The following is a 17,166-nucleotide window of genomic DNA, read 5'->3' as shown; positions in this document are numbered from 1 at the left end:
TATGGATGTATTTTCAGTTGCCCGTTTAAACACGTTAGTTAAACGAGTATTAGAACGTGAATATATATTAAAAAATTGCTATGTAGCAGGAACAATCTCCAATTTAAAACGTCATAGTACGGGCCATTACTATTTTTCCTTAAAGGATGAAGAAGCCTCTATTGATGTAGCCCTTTGGGCGGGTACCGCTCAAAAAAAAGGACTCGTCGGTGCGCTTGAGAATGGCTTATTTGTTACTATGCGTGCTACGATTAATTTCTATGAAAAAACAGGACGTTTAAGTTTAATATGTAATGATATGCAAATTGGACAAAAAAGCCCGTATCAATTAGCCTATGAAGCTCTAAAAAAGGAATTAACGGCACTGGGCTATTTTGATGAACTCCACAAACAACCATTACCCATCATGCCCACTTGCATAGGTCTTGTAACGTCTGAATCGGGCGCTGTTTTGCACGATATATTGCATGTAGCCGCCCAACGCAATCCATGGGTACGCTTTAAATTATTTGCCGTGCCCGTACAAGGCGATAAAGCCGGCCCTATCATTGCTAAAGGCATTGAACGAGCTGATAAGGATAAAGACATTGAACTTATTATTGTGGGCCGTGGTGGCGGTTCAATGGAAGATCTCTGGTGTTTTAATGACAGAGCTGTTGTAGAAGCAGTCTACCATTGTAAAACACCGATAGTGTCCGCTGTAGGTCATGAAACAGACTATACGTTATGTGATTTTGCAGCCGATGTACGGGGGGCTACACCCAGTCACGCCGCAGAATTAACAGTCTATCCAGTTAGCTTATTGTGGCAACAAATTAAAGACAAAGAACAATATTTACATCAATTTATGAAGCAAATGTTGGAATCAAAAAAACAAGATTTACAAGCTATTTTTAATCGTAAATTAGGGATTCCAGCACTGACCTTAATTCATAAGGAAAGTAGTAAATTAACAAGTTTACAACATCAATTAACAGCATCAATGACTAACCAGATTGGACAAAAACAAAATGATATAGCGCTCTTAGCACAACAATTAGAATTATTGAATCCGCTTCATCTGTTAGTCAAAGGTTATACTAAAATTGAACATAAAGGTCAGCCTATTCAATCATCCCACGATGTAACAGTAGGTGATTCTATTGATATAACTATGCAAGATGGTATATTAAAAGCTATGATTGAGGAGATTTCACACTAATGGCTAATACATTAAAAAATTATGAGAAAAAATATGCTGCTTTAGAAGAAATTGTACGAACACTTGATGCTAATGAATTATCAGTTAATGAATTGCTTACGCAATATAAAAAAGGACTAACCTTAGTTAAAGAGTGTTCTGATATGCTACAAAGTGTAGAAGGCGAAGTTCGGCAAATCATTGAAGAAGTGCGAATTGGCGATGAAATGCAGAAATAAACTATGTATAAATTAGACTAAATGATGTATAATAATAAGATAGAGACTGACTATATAGTTTCGGTGTATTAATAAAAAATATTTTATATTGGTCCATACATATAGGGTAGGAGGAACTATGTTAAAAGAATATTTAAAAGCGAGTAAAGCTTGGACTGAATCGTATTTGGCCTCCCTATTAGAGTCGCCTAATGCAGAATATGCTAAGCTGTATGAATCAATGCGTTATAGCTTATTGATGGGTGGCAAACGGATTCGACCTATTTTAACTAAAGCCGTTATGGAGTCATTAGGGGTTTCACCAGAACCGTATAAAGAAATTGTTTGCGCTATTGAATTAATTCATACCTATTCCTTAGTACATGATGATTTACCGGCTATGGATAATGATGATTATCGTCGTGGTAGTCTAACTAATCATAAGGTATATGGTGATGGCCTTGCCATTTTAGCAGGGGATGGTTTATTGACCTATGCCTTTCAATTAATGTGTCAAAATAAGGTAGCCACACCAAGTCAACAGTTGCAATGTGTATTAGCATTAGCCAAAGCAGCTGGCCCAGAAGGTATGGTTGGGGGACAAGCCTTTGATTTAGAGTCAGAAGGTCGGCATATACCACTTGAAGAATTACAAGTCTTACATCGCGGTAAAACGGGTGCTTTATTTTTAGCAGCAATTGAAATTGGTCTTATTTTAAGTAAAGCAACCCCAGAAGTACAAGCTAGTTATCGTACCTATGGTGATCAATTAGGCTTATTATTCCAAATTACTGATGATATTTTAGATGTAACAGGAACAATAGAAGATTTAGGTAAAATGCCTGGTAGTGATGAAAAACAAGATAAATCTACGTATGTATCTGAATTAGGGGAAAAAGGCGCTCGTACTAAAGCTAATGAAACAGCTAAGGCTGCTAAAGTTGCGTTAGCCAATGTTGATGGTGATACAACAATATTAGAAGCATTAGTAGACTATTTAGTACACCGTACAAATTAAAGGACGAATCTATTATGCAGTTTTTAAATCAATTATTTAGTAATTACATAGCCATTAGTGCTTTTTGGGGCTGGTTTTTAGCACAAGCATTAAAATTTGTTATCGTCCTATGGCAGATTCGTCGTTTACAATGGGAGCGACTAATTGGCTCTGGCGGATTTCCTAGCTCACACACGTCTTTAGTAGTGGCCTTATCTACAGCTACTGCGTATGAACATGGACCAACTTCAGATTTATTTGTTATTTGTTTGACCTTCTCTTTAATTGTTATGTATGATGCATCAGGTGTCCGACGAGAAGCTGGTCGCCAAGCGCAAATACTCAATCAGTTAATGGAACATTTTAAAAAACGTAACATTCCAGTTCATATTGAAGGCGGTCAAATGCTTAAAGAACTATTAGGTCATACGCCATTTGAAGTATTTGGTGGCGCTATCTTAGGATATGCCGTAGCCTCTATCATTTATTATAATTTTCTGTAATGTAGGGGAGTTTTATGAGTACAAAAGAACGTTTAGATGTATTACTGGTGAATCGAGGTATCTTTGAAAGCCGTGAAAAGGCAAAAACGGCTATTATGGCCGGTCAAATTTTTATGGGCACCGTATGCGTTGATAAAGCGGGCACTAAAATTCCCATTGATGCTGATTTATCCGTTAAAGGAAATACATTGCCCTATGTAAGTCGTGGTGGCTTAAAATTAGAAAAAGCTTTACAACTTTATCCTATAGATTTAACCAATGCGGTCATGGTAGATATTGGTGCCTCTACCGGTGGTTTTACAGATTGTGCGTTACAAAATGGTGCTGCCAAGGTATTTGCTATTGATGTCGGCTATAATCAATTGGCTTGGTCTTTACGGCAAGATTCCCGCGTTGTTAACATGGAAAAACAGAATATTCGCACTGTAACGCCTGAGCAATTAGGCGAGCTTTCTGATTTTATTTCCATTGATGTAGCCTTCATTTCACTGGATAAAGTATTGCCTGTAGCTGTGACTTTACTTAAAGATAATGGTTCTTTAGTAGCTCTAATTAAACCTCAGTTTGAAGCTGGTCGTGAAAAAGTTGGTAAAGGTGGTATTGTCCGTGAAGCAAGCACTCATGAAGAAGTGCTACTTCGTATTTTGCAAGTAGCTGAAAGCTGTGGACTATATCCACATGGAGTTACTTATTCACCCATTAAGGGGACTGAAGGGAATATAGAATTTTTAGGATTTTTTAAGAAAACAGCAGAAGGGGCTTTGCCCATTACTGAGGAATTAGTTCACTCTGTAGTGGCAGCCGCTCATGAAATGTAGGTGATGATATGCGAGTAGGTTTTATCCCTAATATGGGCAAAGAAAATATAATTTCTGTGCTACAAGAGGCTAAACGAATTTGCGACAAGTGCGGTATTGAAGTTTGGCTTCCTGAGGATCTTAACGAATTTAATTTGCCTAAACTACTTAATGTACCAGATGAACATGTATTACCAAGACCAGAAATCTTCAAACGATTGGACATTGCTTTTAGTTTTGGTGGTGATGGTACACTAATTCATCTAGCACGTCAAATCTATATGCATGATGTACCTATTTGCGGTATTAATCTTGGTGAATTAGGCTTTTTAAATCAAATCGAATTAGCCGATATGGAGGATCGTATTACGAAGATTGCTAATGGTGATTATCGTGTAGAAAATCGAATTCACTTAGCTGCTGAAATTCGCACCGCTGAAGGCGCTAAGAAATTAACGCCTATTATCAATGAAGTTGTCATCACTCATGAAAAACCAGGACGGATGGCTCGCATTAATTTAGCTATTAATGAAGGGTATACGCAAATGTATCCGGCAGATGGGTTAATCGTTGCCTGTTCTACAGGCTCTACGGGCTATAATTTATCGGCCGGTGGTCCTATTATGGCCCCAGATAATCATTCGATAATTGTAACGCCAATAGCACCACATTTATTACAAAGTGTATCGCTAGTCTTAAAAGAAAGTGCTCGTATCGATTTAACGATGCCAAAACGTCAAGAAAAGTTACACATTTGTATTGATGGTACTTTTGATTATGAATTTACGAGTGACGATACCTTACATATAGAAGCTAGTGCACTTTATAGCCGCTACGTACGCTTCTACGAACAAAAATTCTTTGCCACTTTATTCCGCAAATTGTCAGCTAGACGAGATGAACTCTTATGATTAATTTCAATCACGCCGTACAATTTCAACGCACTTTATGGCTTGATCAGTTGAATCAGGCACAAACCATTGTGGACGCAACGGTAGGTAATGGCCATGATTTTCTTTATTTAGCCAATCACTGTCAGACAGGTACCACATTATGGGGATTAGATCGACAAGCTATTGCAATTCAAGCAACTCAGGCAAAATTAGCGCAAGAATGTACTCGCACAGACTTAGACTATCATTTAATCGAAGGTCATCATGAGCTTTTATTAGGAACAAATGATTGGCTATCCGCACCAATTGATCTACTTATTTTTAACTTAGGCTATTTACCCGGAAGTTCTCATAAACTAATGACTCAACCTGAGAGCACACTAGAAGCTCTAGAAAAAGGGATCTCCCAATTAGCCCCTCAAGGATTGATTACTATAGTTGCTTATCCAGGAACACCAACGGGCGAAGCAGAAGCACAAGCAGTACATACATTTTTAACAACGTTACCACAAAAAACATACGACGTGGCAACGTGGAAGCCAGTTAATCAAATTAACAAGCCTCCCATTTTATATATTATTAAAGGACGGTGACCTATGAAACGCTACAGATATAATAAAATTAAAGAGATTGTACAATCCCGCTCTATTGAAACACAGGAAGAACTCGCAGCCGCTTTAGCTGATGAGGGGATTGAAGTAACGCAAGCTACCGTATCTCGTGATATTAAAGAATTGATGCTTATTAAAATTCCAACTGGTGATGGACACTATCGCTATGCTTTATCACCAGAAGAAAATGTACTACTGATTGGTAATCGTATTAGTCGTTTATTCCAAGACTCTATTACGCGTGTAGATTACAGTTTAAATCAGGTTGTACTCCACACTTTGCCCGGTTCAGCTCAATCGGTCGCCTTTGCTATCGATCATGCAAAATGGGGTGAATTAATTGGCACCTTAGCAGGGGATGATACTATATTATTGATTGCTCGTTCAGTCGAAGACGTACAACCTATTTTGAAACGTATTTCTGATTTAATGAAAGATTAAGGCCACTTTACTATGCTTACACATATGGGGATTCGCAATTTTGCTTTAATTGAACAGATGAACTTACAATTTTCTGATGGTATTACTATTTTTACTGGTGAAACAGGGGCTGGTAAATCCATATTAATGGATGCTTTCAGCATTTTACTGGGTGAACGTGCTAGTAATGAATTTATTCGTCACGGCAAAGATGCTTTTATCATTGAAGGCGTTTTTGATGTAACAGGAGATACCGCCTTATTGTCTTTGTTGGCGAGTAAAAACATCCTGGTAGAAGAAAATCAGCTTATTTTATCACGTTCTTTTAATCGGCAAGGTAAATCTACTATTTTAGCAAATGATCAGGCAATCCCCTTAAAAGCATTACGTGAAATTGGGCTTTATTTAGCAGATATTCATGGCCAATATAGTAATCAATTGCTACTGAATCCAGAGGTACATCATCGATATTTAGATGAATATACCAAAGAGGGCCAACAAGCCTTTGAAAATTATGTAGCCGCTTATAAAGTTTATAAGACTGCCAAGCAACAACTTGATGGTTTGGAGGCTATGGCTGCCGAACGAGCTCGCGAATTAGATATGTTACGGTTTCAAATTGATGAAATTGAAGAGGCCCAATTAAAAATAGGAGAAGACGAAGCTTTAACTACTGAATTAAAACGATTAGATAGTTTTGAGCACTTAGACAAAGTGCTGGGTGCTTGTTATACTGCATTTTACAGTGATCGGCATGCTATATTAGAAGCTGTTAATAGTATAAAAGCAGAAGTTCAAGATTTAGTACGTTACGATGAAGAGTTAAAGGATCTTTCAGAATTAGTCAATTCTGCTTATTTTCAGTTAGAAGAAGCGGCTCAAGGTTTAGATCGATATCGTGACACTATTTCTTATGACGAAGAACGTTATGCATATTGCCAAGAACGAGATTCTTTAATTTATGGTTTAAAACGTAAATATGGAGACTCCATTCAAGCAATTCTAGATTTCGAAACAAAAGCACAAGCTCGCTTAGAAGAATTAGAAGCGCAGAGCTATGCTAAAGAAGATTTAGAAAAAGCCGTTAGTGAAGCGGAAGCTAAAGCCAAAGAGGCATTACTACAACTTACAACGATTCGTCAAACCAATAGTGCAACCATTGCCGCGCATTTAAAGGAGCAATTAACGGATTTAGGGATGGCCAAAGCAGAGTTACAATTTACCTTAGATTTAAGCGAAGAATTAACCCCTTTAGGGGCGAAACATATTGAACTTCTTTTTAGTGCGAATGCAGGGGAAGGGCTATTACCACTCCATAAAGTAGCATCTGGTGGTGAAATTTCACGAATTGCCTTAGCGTTTAAATCTGTATTCAATACGAAAACCTATAAAACACTTGTATTTGATGAAATTGATGTAGGGATTAGCGGTGATATTGCACTACAAGTAGCCGCTAAAATTCAACAACTTAGTAACAGTACGCAAGTATTCTGTATCACACATCTACCGCAAACTGCCAGTATTGCTAAACATCACTATCATCTAAGCAAACACGAGGAAGAAGGACGCACTGTGTCTACTCTTACAGAATTATCTGAAGAAGAACATGTACAGCAAATTGCTCGCATGATGAGTGGGCAAAACTTCTCACATACAGCGTTAGCTACAGCTAAAGAAATGATTTTACATTTTAAACAAAAACAGTCATAAACGCATTACTTGATTATGTATACATAATATCATTTGACGATATGAAAAAATAAATGTATACTAATGGTAATCAGTTTTTAAATTGAATAACTGGAGATAGAGGCGCGAAGGTTAAGAGTATTCATATGGAGTGGGGCACACGTTGAACTATGAGGAAAGGAGACTTCGCCGAAGCCTGTTTGAGCCAACAAACAGCGCTGGTTATGCATCGAATAGGTGTATGACTGTCATCATTAGATGGAGTGCTAGCTCATTGTTCTGACTATCGTAGTCTTGGTGTATACCAAGAAAGATGGTTCGTTCAGGTAATCATACCAAGATCAGTGGCAGCTATGCGCTGGTCTTTTTTTTAGGAGGAATGAACATGATTACAGTAATGGTTTGTGGAGCTACCGGTAAAATGGGGCGAGAAGTAGTAAAAGCGGTTCATAATGATCCAGAACTTACCTTTATTGGTGGCATTGATCCAAAACAAGCAGGTGACGATGCTGGTAAGGATGCAGGGATTGAAGAATTAGGATTACCTTTATATAAAGATATTAGTTCCGCTTTAGCAGATAAAAAGCCTGATGTAGTCGTTGATTTTACAAATCCTGCTATTATTTTTGAAAATGCTAAAACTGTGTTAAACGCTGGGGTACACCTTGTAATCGGTACAACGGGTCTTACAGCTGATCAACGTGATGAATTAGCGGCTATTGGAAAAGACCATAAGGCAAATTGTTTAGTAGCCCCTAATTTCTCGTTAGGTGCTGTGATGATGATGAAAACGGCGGCTAATTTAGCCCCCTATTTCCCAAATGTGGAAATTATTGAATTACATCATAATCATAAATATGATGCACCGTCTGGAACAGCCGTATTAACAGCCAAACTCATTAATGAAGCAAAGCAAGCAGCTGGTGCCAAAGGTGCAGAAGATCTCACTAAGGAAAGTTTGCCTGGTGCGCGTGGAGCCAAAGTAGATGAGGTAACAATTCACAGTGTACGACTTCCTGGATATGTAGCCCATCAAGAGGTTTTATTTGGGGGTTATGATGAAACCTTAACGATTCGCCATGATTCACTTAGTCGTTTATCCTTTATGCCAGGTGTCGTGTTAGCTTGTAAAAAGATTGGTGAAAAACCTGGTCTTACGTATGGTTTAGAACATTATTTATAATTTTTTATTGGGAGAGATACACATGAGAAAACCAAATGTTGCAATTTTAGGTGCCACTGGTGCCGTAGGTCAAGAGTTTATTACTTTATTCGAAGAACGTCAATTTCCATTTGCTGAATTAAAATTACTAGCCTCAGCTCGCTCTGCTGGTACAGAACTTTCAGTATGTGGTAAAACATATATAGTAGAAGAAGCTAAGCCAGAATCATTTGAGGGGATTGATATTGCCTTATTTGCTGGCGGTTCTATTTCTAAAACATTAGCACCAGAAGCTGTCAAACGGGGGGCTATCGTCATTGATAATTCCAGCACATTCCGTATGGATCCAAACGTGCCACTAGTAGTCCCTGAAGTTAATCCAGAAGATATTGACACACACAAAGGTATCATTGCTAATCCAAACTGTTCGACTATTATTATGGCCCTAGGACTAAAACCATTACATGATTTATCACCCATCAAACGTATTGTTGTAAGTACATATCAAGCTGTATCTGGTGCCGGTAAAGAAGGAATTGATGAATTAAATAACCAAACCAAAGCACATATGGCAGAGCAAGAGATGGAAGCTAATATTTTACCAAGTGCCTCTTTACCAAAACATTATCCTATTGCGTTTAATGTAATTCCACAAATCGATATATTCATGGACAATGATTATACTAAAGAAGAAATGAAAATGGTGTTAGAAACTCAGAAAATTCTTCATGATGATGCAATTCAAGTTGTACCAACAACAATCCGAATTCCTGTATTTCGCTCCCATTCCGAATCCGTTTTAGTAGAAACAGAATCCCCTGTAAGTGTAGCAGATTTTAAAGCTGCTTGTGACGCTTTTCCTGGGCTTATTGTCAAAGATAATCCTAAAGAACAAGAATATCCTATGCCATTATATACATCAGGTAAAGATGATTGTGAAATCGGCCGCATTCGTAAAGATTTATATAATGACAAGGGTATGAACTTCTGGATTGTAGGGGATCAAATCCGCAAAGGGGCTGCTCTAAATGCCTTGCAAATTGCGGAATATCTTGTTGAAAAACAATCTTTTTAATAATATGTATTAGAGGAGGTTCTTATGAAAACCTTAGGTCGCGTTTTAACTGCTATGATTACGCCATTCCAAGCAGATGGTTCAGTAGATTTTGAAGGCGCTGTCGTATTAGCTAAGCATTTATTAGCTAATGGTTCCGATGGTCTTATTGTATGTGGTACAACAGGCGAAAGCCCGACTATCAGTAATGAGGACAAGTTGAAGCTATTTACAATCATTGCTAAAGAATGTGGTCATATTGGTTCAATCGTGGCTAATACAGGTTCAAATGATACATCTAAAACTGTTGCTCTCACCAAAGAAGCTAGTAAAACTGGTGTTCATGCAGTTATGGGGGTTGTTCCTTACTATAATAAACCAAATCAACAAGGCGTTTTTCTTCACTTTAAAGCCATGGCGGAAGCAACCTCATTGCCAGTTATCGTGTACAATGTACCGGGTCGTACTGGTGGCAAAATTTTGCCAGCAACACTGGCTAGATTGCGTGAAACTTGCGCGAATATAGCAGCTGTAAAAGAAGCTAGTGGTGATATTAATGTTGCCTCTGAAATATATCATTTATTACCAGAAGATTTTATGATATACAGTGGTGATGATGGTCTAACTTTACCTATGTTAGCCGTAGGCGGTTGTGGCGTTATTTCTGTAGCCGCACATATAGTGGGTAAAGAAATGAATGCTATGATTCAAGCTTATGAAGCAGGGGAGGTAGCTAAAGCTAAATCGTTACATAAAGAATTATATACCGTGTTTAAAGCTATGTTTGTTACAACAAATCCAATTCCTGTAAAATATGCAGTTCGCAAATTAGGCTTACCAGCAGGACCTTTCCATCTACCAATGTGTGAACCATCTGAAGAAGAAGCTGCTATAGTCAATGCGGCTATTAAACCATATATTAAATAAAACTAACATACTAATAAAAAACGAACACCTGTTTAGTTAGCCCATAAAAAGGCAATCAAACAGGTGTTCGTTTTTTATTACTCGTTTTAAATTATTAATTAAATATGATCACGAATAAGACCAATGACTTTACCTTCAATAACACAAGATTCTGTGTAAATAGGCTCAAAATCACTATTCTCAGGTTGTAAACGAATACGATTACTTTCACGATAAAAACGCTTTACGGTAGCTTCATCCTCAATGCGAGCAACTACAATATCTCCATTATTAGCAGTTGATTGATTACGAACAATAAGTAAATCGCCTTCATACATACCAATATCACGCATAGACTCACCACGAACGCGAAGCAAGAAACATTCAGAATTACCAATCAATGTTAATGGCAAGGGAATTTCAGCTTCTTGATTTTGTATGGCTGTAACTGGCATGCCAGCTTGTACAGTACCAATTAATGGTACATTACGCAATTTTACAGACATAAAATCAAAAGGTTCTGATGAGGTAACTTGACCGTCTTCAGATTTAGTTACTTCAGGCATTACTTTAGGTTGCATACCAACAACAGAAATTGAGCGATTTTTATTAACATCTCGTTTTATATAGCCAAAACGTTCTAATGTATTTAAATGACTCTGCACAGTTGAGGTAGAACTTAAGCCCATATAATTACAAATTTCACGAACGCTAGGGCAGCGATATTCATTTTGTAAGGATTCAGTAATAAAATCTAAAATCTTTTTTTGTTTAGAGTTAATATCGGTAGCGGGACGTCTCACAGTTAAAACCTCTCATTCTATATTAAAAAAATATATAAAATATAATATAATGTCGCAAAAATATAAACTATTTCATTGTTATTATAGAACGTAAGGACAAGTATTGTCAAATAATTGTTCGATTTTCTATTGACCGAACATTTATTCGTGTGGTATACTAAATCTGTAAACAAACATACATACCGTTGTAATGTTCGTAGAAATTAATTTTAAAATAATATGACTATGTGTGGTTAGGGACTTGTGATTAGTTTGTTAATGAGGTGATAGTATGAAACGTGATTTTTTAATCGTTTTCAGTATGTTTTTAACACTAACTATTGGTTATTTTGTCAATACACCAACGATTGAGTTAGATACACATAATGTACGTACGGTTACCGTCAAAGCTGGAGATACTGTTTGGGGGCTTGCTACTAAGCACAGTAATAGTAATATAGATGTTCGTGAAATGGTACATGCTGTAAAAGCCTTGAATCAATTAGATGAAACAGCCAACTTAGAACCTGGTAGCACGATTAAAATACCGACAATTAAGACACCGAATCATAAAATATCTGTTGATTATTTAGCTCAAAACGAATAAAGAATAAAACTTATGATAGATCCACTAAGAGTCTTATACTCTAGGGTTTATATAGACAATTAAATATAAATAAAAACGGTGATACTTAGGCGGCTAGGTATCACCGTTTTTCATCGTTTTTTACTACTAAATATAGTACTAATTGGATTGTCAACGAATTTATTAGCTTCATTGATATAGCGACGTACCATATTTACACTATGATGTCGCGTTTGACGCATAATATTCCGTTCCTCAACACCGTAGGAGGCTGCCGTAGTGGCAAATCCATGGCGTAAGCTATGAGCACCATACATTGCTGGATCTAAACCAATAAGTGATGTATATTTTTTTACAATGTCTGCAATACTTTTATCACTCAAAGCATTTTTACGAATATCCATTTTTTTCGTAAAACCTCTAAAAATTGGGCCACTTTGAATACCAGTATACCGGAGCCAGGCCTTAATGGCCCTTACAGCGCAAAATTCAGCGTTTTCAATATAAGGGATGGCAACAACAGCACCTTGACCTTCTTGGTCAGCTTTAGAAGACCGTACAAAGATTTCTAATCCTTGCGGTGAAAACGTTAAATCTTCTACTGTTAAAGCGCTAATTTCACTACGCCTAAAAGCACCCATAAAACCTATTAAGAGAATGGCTTTATCACGAAGCTTCTGAATATCAGGTAGCCCAAGGGATTCCATTTCCTGAAAAATATCTTCTAAATCTTCTAATAGGATAGGGGTTTTACCTTGCTGATAAGTTCCTTTTTTACGGCGTATACCACGTAAAGCTTGACTTACCAAAGACGTCTTACAAGGATTCTCAGGCAAACCTGAAGCATTAAAATTTTCAGAAATAGCGCTAATCCGTCTAGAAATAGTATTAGCTTTAGCATGATCTGCTAAATCATTAATATAGTTAACAATTGTTTCTGGTGAAGCTGGAAAATAAGACACATGACGAGATTCACACCAATATACAAAATCATCCCAGTCAGATTCATAAGCATCAACCGTATTTTCAGACTTAGATAATAAAATGCTCTCTTTAGCTTTTTGAGAGAGCTTGCTACTTGCCATAAGAGCTTCATTATCACGCAAATAGAAATGCTTATTAGAACTCATAAAAGAAACTCCTTATAAAAATGTAGATATAAAAACTTCAAATTGTAAACATAGAGGTAAAATAAGATATAAGCTAGATTTCCTCTAAAAACAACTAAATAATTACTTCCGATAATATATCGTTATCGGAAGTAATTATATCATAAAGCCCTAAAGAGTTCAATCGTCATTAGTCATAAAAAGTCCCCGACATACATCGAGGACTTTTTTTAGTAAGCTGTTAAGATTATTTTCTTGTAGAACAACGGTCCAATAAGTACGCAATACTTACAAATGGAATACCGCCATTTTCACCAAGACCAATTTCACAAGTCGAACTGGAGCTTACACCTAAAGTACAGCCATAACTTTTAATTTCATCAGCTAAGTCTTTAGTAGCGCATTTATTAAGTTCTGGTGTAAAGAAACCTTTTTGACCAGCAAATCCATCACAGGCAAAGGATTTAATATTGAATACTTTATCAGTACATGCACGTGCTAAGTTTTCAATATAATCACCTTTGTGTAAAGTTTTTACCTTACATTGTTTATGAACAATAACGGATTCATTGCATTTCGTTACATTTAAATCAGGTAAAATTGTATACAAGAATTCTGAAATATCAAGAATTTTTAAACCTTTAATATGTTTGAAGGCATGATTGAAACAAGCTGAATGGTCAATAACTACTGGATAAACACCACCTTCACTAGCTTTCATTAAAGCCTCTGTTAAATCAGCTAACGCTTGTTTATCAATTTCTTCATAGTTTTCGAAACTCAAGCCACAGCAAAGATTTTCGATATGTGGTGGATAGATTACATTATACCCTGCTTTATCGCATAAACTTTCAAATACTTGTTGCAAGCTACGAGTATCGTCATACCCTTGGTTTTGACGGAATGCACGGTTAGCACAAGTACTGAAATATACTACATTCTTTTGGAATAAAGGATTTCGTTTATTACTTAATTTATACGTATTAGCTTTAGGCATTGTCTTTGGCAAATATGGTGTTAAACCAGTTAACTGATGAGCATCTTCAGAGATTTTTGCCAATAATGTTTTAGTAGCAACCTTACCAGCTACACCACCTAAGGTTACCCCTACCTTAGCGGCTTTTAACGTTGTGCTAAAGTTATTGTAAATCGCTTGTGCTAAGCCACGGCCTTTTGGATCAATTTTACGCATAGAAATAGCAATTTGTGCTGTATCAATGCCTAATGGGCAAAGTTGTGAACACATGGAACAAGCAGCACACGTATCAACACCATAGTATTCATACCCTTTTTTAAGTTCTGCTGCCATAGCTGTATTGCCTTCCTTAAGCAAGCGTTGTTCTTCACGAAGTAATGAAATACGTTGACGTGGTGTTAAGGTTAAGTTGCGACTTGGACAATTCTTTTCACAGAAGCCACATTCCATACACATATTGTATAATGGATCAATATCATTCATGGCTTTGAGGTTTTTCTTGTAAACGTCTGGATCATCAGTAATCATAACATCTGGATTAAGGAGTCGTTGAGGGTCAAAAATTTCTTTAATGCGACGGTTTACAGCATATGCTTTTTTACCCCATTCTAATTCTACAAATGGCGCTACCATACGACCTGTACCATGTTCAGCTTTAATAGAGCCTTCTACCCCAGCTACCCGTTCTGCCATTTCTTTTACAAGAGCAGCAAAATTATCCATTTCTTTTTGTTCATTAAAATCTGGAGTGATAATAAAATGAACATTACCACTTAAGGCATGACCAAAAATGATACCACTATCTACAAAGTCGTATTTGTGGAATAGTTCAGTAATCATTTCAATACCATCAGTAAAGTCTTCAATTTTGAAGCAAACGTCTTCAGTAATAACTGTAGTACCAGGACGACGAAGACCAGCAGCAATTGGTAATAAGCCTTTACGAATCATCCACCAGGAATTATATTCCGAAGCCTCTTTAGAATATAGACTTGGAATTACCGTTGGGATATCTTTTAAATGTTCTTTAATATATTCTAAGTTTTGGTCTAAAGTAGCTTCATCATTACTTTCCGATTGGAATAAGATACAGCTTGTTCCCTCTGGCACGCCACGTACAAAAGATGGTACTTCTGGTAATTGTTGTACACTCTTAAGACTTAAATAGTCCATCATTTCAGCAGCCACTACCTTTTCACGTGACATATTAGCTAAGGCAACAACGGCACGCGAAGCATCATTTAATTTTTCAAAGAATAAAAGACCGCAACCTTTAAATTTAGCATCATCAACACAGTTATAGGTAACTTCACTTACAAACCCCAAAGTCCCTTCACTACCGATAAATAAATGATTTAAAATATCTACAATGTTTTCAAAATCAACTAAGGAGTTAATCCCATAGCCTGTTGTATTTTTAATTTTGTATTTACGGTTAATTAAATCAACTAATTCATTATCTGCCATGATATCGCTTCGTAAATTAAGGATATCTTCTACCATTTTGCCATGGGTACGCATGAAGTCATTCACGCTTTGATCATCACCTGTATCTAGTACAGTGCCATCAGCTAAGACAACGCGCATAGAACGAACTGTTTTATACGAGTTCTGAGCGGTACCACAACACATACCACTAGAGTTATTGTTAAAAATACCGCCTACTAAAGCAGTAGTAATTGTTGCTGGGTCAGGACCAATTTTTTTACCAAATGGCGCCAAAGCCTCATTGGCATCAGCACCAATAACGCCACAAGCCAAACGAATGGCATTACCATTTTCTAAGACTTGTGCAAATTTAAAACCATCATTAGCGACAATAAGTACATCTTCAGAAGAACATTGTCCTGATAAAGAACTACCAGCTGCTCGGAAGGTAACTGGTGTACCACAGCGATTTGCTAATAACACCAATTGAATGACTTCAGCTTCTGTATTTGCTTTAACAACAACTTTTGGTAAATAGCTATAGCAAGAGGCATCTACCCCATATGCATAGCGCAATAAATAATCAGTAAATACTCGATTGGGTGAAATCTTTTTGGCTTCTGATACAAAAGTATCAAAATCACGTTTCAATTGTATGCTCATTTGTTAGGACCTCCTACCTATTGTTGCGCCACTCAGCACGACAGTACGGTTTAATATAAACTTAGAATAGCATACTGAAGTAATCATGTAAATTGAGGAAAAGTCTATGACCTATAGTCATATGTATTCTATATGCTCTAAATCCCTAAGAAAATAATAAAATGATAATTATGTTCTCATAAATTATTACACGAATTGAATAAATTTTATATTTTGAGCTTCATTAATTCGTTAAACTCATTATTTATCTAATTAATAAATTTTCTCAACAAAACTTATAAACCCTTATAAACACTACATATTTATCAATTATATTTTGAAGAGTCATTAAGTAAAATAAAAACTATATATTTAAAATATTAGTAGTTTTAAATTAAAAAATATATTTGATGTTTTACAATTATGACAGTTCACGGTATAATAATATGATATATAAATACTTAAAACTCATATCTTATATGTTGTTTATAAATCACTATTGATTTTCATCAAAGGATTACTATTTATCTAGTAGATTCTATCTTTCTATGTAAAAGTAATCCCCTATTAATTGATATTATATAAGGAAGGTGTCATTGTGGCTAATTCAGTTGGAACCCATTTACTTATTGATTTATATACTTGTTTGGAAGATGTTATGGACTCACCGCTTATTATTCAAGAAAGCGTAACTAATGCCTTAGAGGCTGCACAACAGCCAATTGATGAAATTAGTTGCCAAGTCTTAGATGATGAAGTTGTGTTATTCGCTGTGTCTCCTCATTGTCATATTGCCGTCCATGCGTATCCTGATATGGGCTATGTAGCTGTCGATATTTATACCTTTAATAATCCACTACAAGCAACCTTAATTATGCGTGTTTTAAAACAATCGTTTGGAGCTGAACGAGTAAAAGCAACCAGTATTAATCGTGGTGATTTTGGATCCATTCGCGATATGAAACCACGTAAAAAAACATCCTTATCCGCTTTAGCTCGTGTAACACGCACGCGCATGCGTTTACAACAAACTGGTACCAAATTAAAATCTACAGGCGCTAAAGTATTTAAAGTGATTTCTAAGAAAAACCGTCATCAACAACCGCTTGATTAATCTCAGTGCAAAATCCCTAATAATCAGTATTGGTGTAAAACCTGTAATCTTAAGCCCCCATTTAACTATGTAATTTATAAAAGACTATCCTTCTAAGTC

Annotated in this window: 17 protein-coding genes and 1 riboswitch; of the genes, 14 read left to right on the top strand and 3 right to left on the bottom strand. The window is 36.4% G+C overall.

Annotated features, from left to right (window positions below; all coding sequences use genetic code 11):
- Position 1 precedes the first annotated feature (1 nt).
- The 12 genes from xseA to dapA all read left to right on the top strand — a co-directional run bounded on the left by xseA (position 2) and on the right by dapA (position 10,451).
- Positions 2-1,201, top strand: a complete 1,200-nt coding sequence (gene xseA, locus DYE54_RS02005) for an exodeoxyribonuclease VII large subunit (RefSeq protein ID WP_115309662.1) — start codon at positions 2-4, stop codon at positions 1,199-1,201.
- Complete coding sequence (gene xseB, locus DYE54_RS02000) at positions 1,201-1,419, top strand: exodeoxyribonuclease VII small subunit (protein ID WP_115309661.1); 219 nt, start codon at positions 1,201-1,203, stop codon at positions 1,417-1,419. The genes xseA and xseB overlap by 1 nt, the downstream gene beginning before the upstream one ends.
- A 118-nt stretch (positions 1,420-1,537) precedes the next feature.
- Complete coding sequence (locus DYE54_RS01995; RefSeq protein WP_115309660.1) at positions 1,538-2,416, top strand: polyprenyl synthetase family protein; 879 nt, start codon at positions 1,538-1,540, stop codon at positions 2,414-2,416.
- A gap of 14 nt (positions 2,417-2,430) precedes the next feature.
- Entirely contained in the window at positions 2,431-2,898 is a 468-nt protein-coding gene (locus DYE54_RS01990; RefSeq protein ID WP_281267704.1) for a divergent PAP2 family protein, read from the top strand.
- A gap of 14 nt (positions 2,899-2,912) precedes the next feature.
- The gene (locus DYE54_RS01985; RefSeq protein ID WP_115309658.1) at positions 2,913-3,716 is read left to right on the top strand and encodes a TlyA family RNA methyltransferase; all 804 of its coding nucleotides are present in this window, start codon (positions 2,913-2,915) and stop codon (positions 3,714-3,716) included.
- 8 nt (positions 3,717-3,724) lie between these two features.
- On the top strand, positions 3,725-4,606 hold the full coding sequence (locus tag DYE54_RS01980) for an NAD(+)/NADH kinase (protein WP_115309657.1): 882 nt from the start codon (positions 3,725-3,727) through the stop codon (positions 4,604-4,606).
- Positions 4,603-5,181, top strand: coding sequence for a tRNA 5-(aminomethyl)-2-thiouridylate-methyltransferase MnmM (gene mnmM, locus DYE54_RS01975; RefSeq protein WP_115309656.1), 579 nt, complete (start codon positions 4,603-4,605; stop codon positions 5,179-5,181). The genes DYE54_RS01980 and mnmM overlap by 4 nt, the downstream gene beginning before the upstream one ends.
- A gap of 3 nt (positions 5,182-5,184) precedes the next feature.
- The gene (argR, locus tag DYE54_RS01970; RefSeq protein ID WP_115309655.1) at positions 5,185-5,640 is read left to right on the top strand and encodes an arginine repressor; all 456 of its coding nucleotides are present in this window, start codon (positions 5,185-5,187) and stop codon (positions 5,638-5,640) included.
- 12 nt (positions 5,641-5,652) lie between these two features.
- Complete coding sequence (recN, locus tag DYE54_RS01965) at positions 5,653-7,329, top strand: DNA repair protein RecN (RefSeq protein WP_115309654.1); 1,677 nt, start codon at positions 5,653-5,655, stop codon at positions 7,327-7,329.
- Between the two features lie 89 nt (positions 7,330-7,418).
- Positions 7,419-7,585: riboswitch (Lysine riboswitch) on the top strand.
- Between the two features lie 108 nt (positions 7,586-7,693).
- Positions 7,694-8,491 (top strand): 4-hydroxy-tetrahydrodipicolinate reductase, encoded by a 798-nt coding sequence (gene dapB, locus DYE54_RS01960; protein WP_115309653.1) that lies wholly within the window; start codon positions 7,694-7,696, stop codon positions 8,489-8,491.
- Positions 8,492-8,513: 22 nt separating this feature from the next.
- Positions 8,514-9,545 (top strand): aspartate-semialdehyde dehydrogenase, encoded by a 1,032-nt coding sequence (locus DYE54_RS01955; RefSeq protein WP_115309652.1) that lies wholly within the window; start codon positions 8,514-8,516, stop codon positions 9,543-9,545.
- Positions 9,546-9,569: 24 nt separating this feature from the next.
- Entirely contained in the window at positions 9,570-10,451 is an 882-nt protein-coding gene (dapA, locus tag DYE54_RS01950) for a 4-hydroxy-tetrahydrodipicolinate synthase (RefSeq protein WP_115309651.1), read from the top strand.
- Between the two features lie 98 nt (positions 10,452-10,549).
- Here dapA and lexA read toward each other — a convergent pair whose 3' ends face one another.
- On the bottom strand, positions 10,550-11,233 hold the full coding sequence (gene lexA / locus DYE54_RS01945) for a transcriptional repressor LexA (RefSeq protein ID WP_115309650.1): 684 nt from the start codon (positions 11,231-11,233) through the stop codon (positions 10,550-10,552).
- A 271-nt stretch (positions 11,234-11,504) separates the two neighbouring features.
- Between lexA and DYE54_RS01940 the strand changes: the two genes are divergently transcribed.
- Positions 11,505-11,819 (top strand): LysM peptidoglycan-binding domain-containing protein, encoded by a 315-nt coding sequence (locus DYE54_RS01940; protein ID WP_115309649.1) that lies wholly within the window; start codon positions 11,505-11,507, stop codon positions 11,817-11,819.
- A gap of 110 nt (positions 11,820-11,929) precedes the next feature.
- Here DYE54_RS01940 and DYE54_RS01935 read toward each other — a convergent pair whose 3' ends face one another.
- Complete coding sequence (locus DYE54_RS01935) at positions 11,930-12,928, bottom strand: site-specific integrase (RefSeq protein WP_115309648.1); 999 nt, start codon at positions 12,926-12,928, stop codon at positions 11,930-11,932.
- A gap of 226 nt (positions 12,929-13,154) precedes the next feature.
- Entirely contained in the window at positions 13,155-15,974 is a 2,820-nt protein-coding gene (locus DYE54_RS01930) for an FAD-binding and (Fe-S)-binding domain-containing protein (RefSeq protein ID WP_115309647.1), read from the bottom strand.
- A 577-nt stretch (positions 15,975-16,551) separates the two neighbouring features.
- Between DYE54_RS01930 and DYE54_RS01925 the strand changes: the two genes are divergently transcribed.
- Positions 16,552-17,067, top strand: coding sequence for an S-adenosylmethionine decarboxylase family protein (locus DYE54_RS01925; protein WP_115309646.1), 516 nt, complete (start codon positions 16,552-16,554; stop codon positions 17,065-17,067).
- Positions 17,068-17,166 lie beyond the last annotated feature (99 nt).

The organism is Veillonella criceti (assembly GCF_900460315.1).
In the GTDB taxonomy this organism is placed as follows: domain Bacteria; phylum Bacillota; class Negativicutes; order Veillonellales; family Veillonellaceae; genus Veillonella_A; species Veillonella_A criceti.
This window is presented reverse-complemented; position numbering and strand designations above follow the sequence as displayed.

Excerpts from the sequence above, each read along its gene's own strand:
- xseA (WP_115309662.1), top strand. The coding sequence starts at position 2 with ATGGATGTATTTTCAGTTGCCCGTTTAAACACGTTAGTTAAACGAGTA.
- xseB (WP_115309661.1), top strand. The coding sequence starts at position 1,201 with ATGGCTAATACATTAAAAAATTATGAGAAAAAATATGCTGCTTTAGAA.
- DYE54_RS01995 (WP_115309660.1), top strand. The coding sequence starts at position 1,538 with ATGTTAAAAGAATATTTAAAAGCGAGTAAAGCTTGGACTGAATCGTAT.
- DYE54_RS01990 (WP_281267704.1), top strand. The coding sequence starts at position 2,431 with ATGCAGTTTTTAAATCAATTATTTAGTAATTACATAGCCATTAGTGCT.
- DYE54_RS01985 (WP_115309658.1), top strand. The coding sequence starts at position 2,913 with ATGAGTACAAAAGAACGTTTAGATGTATTACTGGTGAATCGAGGTATC.
- DYE54_RS01980 (WP_115309657.1), top strand. The coding sequence starts at position 3,725 with ATGCGAGTAGGTTTTATCCCTAATATGGGCAAAGAAAATATAATTTCT.
- mnmM (WP_115309656.1), top strand. The coding sequence starts at position 4,603 with ATGATTAATTTCAATCACGCCGTACAATTTCAACGCACTTTATGGCTT.
- argR (WP_115309655.1), top strand. The coding sequence starts at position 5,185 with ATGAAACGCTACAGATATAATAAAATTAAAGAGATTGTACAATCCCGC.
- recN (WP_115309654.1), top strand. The coding sequence starts at position 5,653 with ATGCTTACACATATGGGGATTCGCAATTTTGCTTTAATTGAACAGATG.
- dapB (WP_115309653.1), top strand. The coding sequence starts at position 7,694 with ATGATTACAGTAATGGTTTGTGGAGCTACCGGTAAAATGGGGCGAGAA.
- DYE54_RS01955 (WP_115309652.1), top strand. The coding sequence starts at position 8,514 with ATGAGAAAACCAAATGTTGCAATTTTAGGTGCCACTGGTGCCGTAGGT.
- dapA (WP_115309651.1), top strand. The coding sequence starts at position 9,570 with ATGAAAACCTTAGGTCGCGTTTTAACTGCTATGATTACGCCATTCCAA.
- DYE54_RS01940 (WP_115309649.1), top strand. The coding sequence starts at position 11,505 with ATGAAACGTGATTTTTTAATCGTTTTCAGTATGTTTTTAACACTAACT.
- DYE54_RS01935 (WP_115309648.1), bottom strand. The coding sequence starts at position 12,928 with ATGAGTTCTAATAAGCATTTCTATTTGCGTGATAATGAAGCTCTTATG.
- DYE54_RS01930 (WP_115309647.1), bottom strand. The coding sequence starts at position 15,974 with ATGAGCATACAATTGAAACGTGATTTTGATACTTTTGTATCAGAAGCC.